The sequence below is a fragment of the Leptolyngbya sp. BC1307 genome (assembly GCF_002286735.1).
GTDB lineage: Bacteria > Cyanobacteriota > Cyanobacteriia > Phormidesmidales > Phormidesmidaceae > Phormidesmis.
In genome coordinates this window covers 1-4,631 of the sequence record NZ_NRTA01000098.1, presented here as the reverse complement: position 1 = coordinate 4,631, position 4,631 = coordinate 1, and the positions used below count along the sequence as shown (strand labels likewise).

At 50.2% G+C, this 4,631-nt stretch carries 3 protein-coding genes and 2 pseudogenes; all 5 read right to left on the bottom strand.

What is annotated here, in order from left to right; genetic code table 11:
- Window positions 1-392, bottom strand: a 392-nt coding sequence (locus CKL79_RS21895) for a transposase (RefSeq protein ID WP_141242280.1), incomplete at its 3' end; no start/stop codon positions are given.
- A 325-nt stretch (window positions 393-717) separates the two neighbouring features.
- Window positions 718-1,245: pseudogene (locus CKL79_RS21890) on the bottom strand (UPF0182 family protein); the annotation flags it as partial.
- Window positions 1,246-1,311: 66 nt separating this feature from the next.
- Window positions 1,312-2,334, bottom strand: coding sequence for a hypothetical protein (locus tag CKL79_RS21885; RefSeq protein WP_141242279.1), 1,023 nt, complete (start codon window positions 2,332-2,334; stop codon window positions 1,312-1,314).
- A 237-nt stretch (window positions 2,335-2,571) separates the two neighbouring features.
- Window positions 2,572-3,655: pseudogene (locus tag CKL79_RS24475) on the bottom strand (HAD-IC family P-type ATPase); the annotation flags it as partial.
- 64 nt (window positions 3,656-3,719) lie between these two features.
- Window positions 3,720-4,631: transposase (locus CKL79_RS21875; RefSeq protein ID WP_141242278.1), on the bottom strand; the 912-nt coding region annotated here is incomplete at its 5' end.

The following is a 4,631-nucleotide window of genomic DNA, read 5'->3' as shown; positions in this document are numbered from 1 at the left end:
AGCGGGTAGGTGCTATTGCTGTGATTGTAGTGGCGGTCGATATACTCAAACAAACTGCCGACATGCTCACACATCGTGTCATCTAGGATAAAGCTAGAACCTGCTGCGGTGAGTCGATGCAGTATCGTTTGCTTCAGCACATACTCGATACGCGCATCGTTCATCTCTGGCGGATGCCACGGGGCTGAGGATAGAAACCGCGATAGGTTGCTTTTATCGGCGCTCGCCAACGTACAGCGGCTGATATTCGATAGGCTTTTGTTTTCTAAGACGATGAGCCCGGTTAAATAGTGCTGGAAGTGCTGATAGGCCCGCTCGTCATTGAACAAATGACGCAACGCTGCGGCATGTTTGCTCACCACTGGCGCTGGCGCAACAATCGGCAACTGCATCCTTCACCTCCTGCTCAAAACCTTTGAACCTAACGCCTAGTCTACCTCAGACGCGATATGATGATTTTTCTCTCATGAGAGCACAACACTCAAGTTATACTTCTCATTTTCCTTGAGTTTAATTCTGCCTAACGATTGAGTTCAGCGGCGGCAAGTATCTTTTAATGCTTGACTGGGATCTTTATTCCGCCGCTGCAACGATTTGTTAGCCTGCTCTGAGCGTGTAGCTAGACAGCACTATACCTAATAGCTTTAAGCAGGAGGAACAAATCGCTTTAGCAATAAAGCAGGTACAACAACTGGAATCCCTGTACTGATGCAAATGAATGTTGATGCCACCCCGCCCATCATAGACGTTGTAGGTGTTGTCACTCCCACTGGGATAATCCAACTCCTGCGTCAGGGTTTTAGTCATGACATCGGTGTTGGGAATCTCGCCGTAATAGATGCGGGGTTGCCCAATCGGAATGCTGGCACGGATCGCAGGACTGGAGGTTGTCAGCGCTCCAGCTTCATCCTCCGTAATATCTTTAACAAAATACTCTGCCAGACCACACCCACCGACTGTATTGACTGGGCTAAGCGTGAAACCGTACCCATGCGTGTAGATTAAATGACGGTTCACCCAAGTCTTAGCTTCCTGGGGAACCGCACTGTAATCTAGTTCCCGTGCAGCGATCAGCACCTGCCGTTGTTCTGTGGGAGCAGTTGGGGTAGGGGAGGGACGAGCCGGTGGAGTTGCAGGCGGACGAGCAGGCACATCGGTTTGCAGGGTATAGCGATCAATGTCCGCGTCGGAAAAGCGGTAGTAGGGACGAATTTGCTGCAATTGGCGATTCGTTTGCAGCAAGGGGAGAAGATCGCTTTGTCAACAAGGCAGACGCAACGGCTGGAATGCCTGCACTGATGCAAATTCAGGCTAGTTTGCCCAGCGTAGTACGGCTGCCATCGGCATTAGCTCCTTAGGAGCATCTGCTTCTGTGAGAACTCCCAAGACTTCACCCCCGTTTTCTATGACTCGAATCACAATCTCATTGATGACATCATAGGTTTCGGCGCTGCGGGTATCACTAAGAGTCATCTCACCTGTATCTGAAAGAGTGCCATACTGTACAAAATCAACTTCGACCAGCAGATGACTGACTTGACCACGAGTAGCAAATTTGGCAATCATAGCAAGATCCGCAATCGCCCGGGATTCGCTCTGACGCTGGTAGTACAGGTCACACCCCTGCTGAATGCGTTCTTGACGCAATTCTCTGACAATGGGAGGAATTGCTTGCCTAATTTCTTCTTCTGGTAAGCCTTGTGGGCTGCCATCAGTGCCTTTATCAGCTAGCATATCGTAGCCATTCAGAGATCGATACATGGCTTGAAATTCCTGGGTCGTTGCCAGAATCAAAGGCATATTGCTACCGCTAACAACTGAGCGCACTGCTTTCTCTACGGCGCGTAAGAACTGTCTTTGCAATATTTCTGCCCCTTCATCGCCTTGGAGGCTGCCTGCGGGAGCGCGATCACGCTGTAAGGTGCGCTTGGTGACTTCGCTAAAATCGGCTGGCAAATCCGATACGTCTAATGGTTCTAATTCTTGAGCGGCTGTAAATTCGTACAGCTTGACCGACTTTTGAGAAATGGCTAGGACATAAGCTGACATCGGCTGCAAGGCTGACATCAAGGGCTTGAGATAGAAGCGATTGCCTACTTCTGCCGCTTCTTCTACAGCGTAGGCAAGACGATAGGTTTTCATTGATTCAGGTGTAACTAATATCCCCAACCCATTAGCTTGGAATTCCCAAAATTCGTCATCTTCTTGTAGTTCTTCCAGATAACCTGTCATCGCCTGTATTTGTCGCTTGTCGGCGATCGCCTCTGCTTGCTCCATCGCCTCTTTAGTCAAGTTTTTCAAAACGATGCGGTCAGCCTGGGCATCCTGGGTCAAGGGAGTTGTCGGTAGAAAGACCGAGACACAAACTCCACGCTGCGTTGCCAGTTTTAGAAATTGCTTTTCTCGAATAGTATCTTTATAAAGCATGATTTTTGATTTCTGTTGTTTACTGCAGTCTGTCATTCTATTGCGGGGTTATCCAAACTGACATCCCCCTTTAGGATTAGCAACGTTGTACTTCTACCTCACTAACAAACTTGAATGGCTGCTTCTACCGGATACTTGATAGCTTTAAGCGAGAGGAGAGAATCGGTTTAGCAATAAAGCCGGTACAATGACCGGAATTCCTGCACTGATGCAAATCAAGGCTTGTACCATACTCAGTGGCTGGGTGTTAAATAATGGGTTGATGATAGTCAACTGACTAAAGAAAATTTGCAAGATAAAAACGCAAACCACGCCGATCGCAGGAATATAGGCAACGGTGCGAGTGCGATCGCGTAGATAAGCAAACAGAGATGGAATGCATTGACTAATGCTTAATAAGTAAAAGGTTTCAGCCGCAACGAGGGTATGGACTGCCATTGTACGAGCCAGATTGATAGTACCTGTCGTCTGCAATATCCACTCAAACATGCCTAGCACAGCGATGAGATTGAAGAGGGAAATAATCAGGATGCGCCATAACAATTTACCCGTGAGGAGGGGTTGATTGGGGCGCATGGGCGATCGCTCCATTGTCCCTGTTGCTTTTGGCTCAAAGGCTAAGGTGGCACTGAGGGCAACTGAACTCGCCATATTGACCCAGAGAATCTGGACAGGCAAAATCGGCAGGGTCGCTCCGGCGAGGATTCCCCCCAAGATTGTCATGGCTTCTCCACCATTAACGGGCAAGATAAAGCCAATAGTTTTCAGCAGGTTGCCATAAACGGTGCGTCCTTCTTCGACAGCGGCTTCAATCGTGGCAAAGTTATCATCGGTCAACGGCTTGCTTTAAGGCAGGCGCATCGTTTACGCCATCCCCGGTCATGGCGACGACTTCGCCTTTTGCTTGCAAAGCTTCTACCAAACGCAATTTCTGTTCGGGGGCAACGCGCGCAAACACGGCACTGGCTTCAACGGCATTGGCCAGATCCTGAGCATTCATGTCTGCCAGTTGGTTCCCCGTGAATGCAGGTGCGGCTTCATCTTGGCTCAGTCCCATCTGACGGGCGATCGCCGCCGCCGTTAGGGCATGATCGCCCGTAATCATCTTGACTTGGATTCCTGCCGACTGACAAGCACGCACAGCGGCGATCGCCTCGGCTCTGGGCGGATCAATCATGCCCTGAAGTCCGAGAAAGATCAGATCTGCTTCAATATCCCCATGGTCAATCTCCCGGTGATTTGCTGAAATTTCTGCAATAGCTCAATAACCGCTGGTAGAAGGCAAGCTTGTTTTAGCTTGCAACAAAACAAGCCGACTCAGCAGGCAGGGCCTGAACCGTTGCCTGAGCCGCTCTTTGTCTAATGACATCAGGCAACAAGGGAACAGTGTCATCGTGTTTGAGCCTGGAGGTCAAATATTGCCAGAACGAAAAGCCCAGCTTGCGACAGGTTTTTTTGAGGCCGACAAAGGTGTCACGCGCCTGCCTGCCCAAGTCATGGCGAGTGGTGCCACTAATCTTACGACGAGTGACCATCTCGCGAATATCAGATTCAGCGGCATTGGTATGCAAAGGCAGCGCTGGCATCTCCAGGACGCGCAGGAGTTCTGCCTTGTGGTTGGTAAACTGCTTGAGCACCGCGTTTAAGGGCGCATTGTCCTCGAAGGTCTGTGCAAAGATGGCATCAAAGCCTCGGTTGAATGCAGGTATATCGTCAGCAGAGGGGTCTTGGCGATAAAACTTCAAGGCTTGGTAGTAGGCCCACAGCTGATAGCGCAGGGCTTCAATTTCGTTGAGCTGCGCAGGGGTTTCGCCGCTCAATTTGCGCAGGGTACGTTCCATATGTATCCAGCACAGGGCATGGACGAACAAGACAAACTGCGGCGCACCATCACTGAGGATAATCAACTCAGGTGACACCCCATGGCTAATCACACTGCCGAGCAAAGCCGCTTCGGTGACCAACCTAACCGCGAGCGGGGTGACGATATCAAGGCGCTCTAAATAAGCTGCCCATGCCGATTCACCCTGACAAATCACCTGCTCAGAAAAGCTCAGTTTCTCTAAATGGCGAGACGCTAGCCCATGAGCGCTCAGGTAGGCTTGGGCATATTCGTTGAGCACATAGTCCTCAAACGGATGACGCAGGAGCTTGAGATAGTTTTGCCGGGACTTGTGCTCACTACTGCGAAAATAGGCAAATAG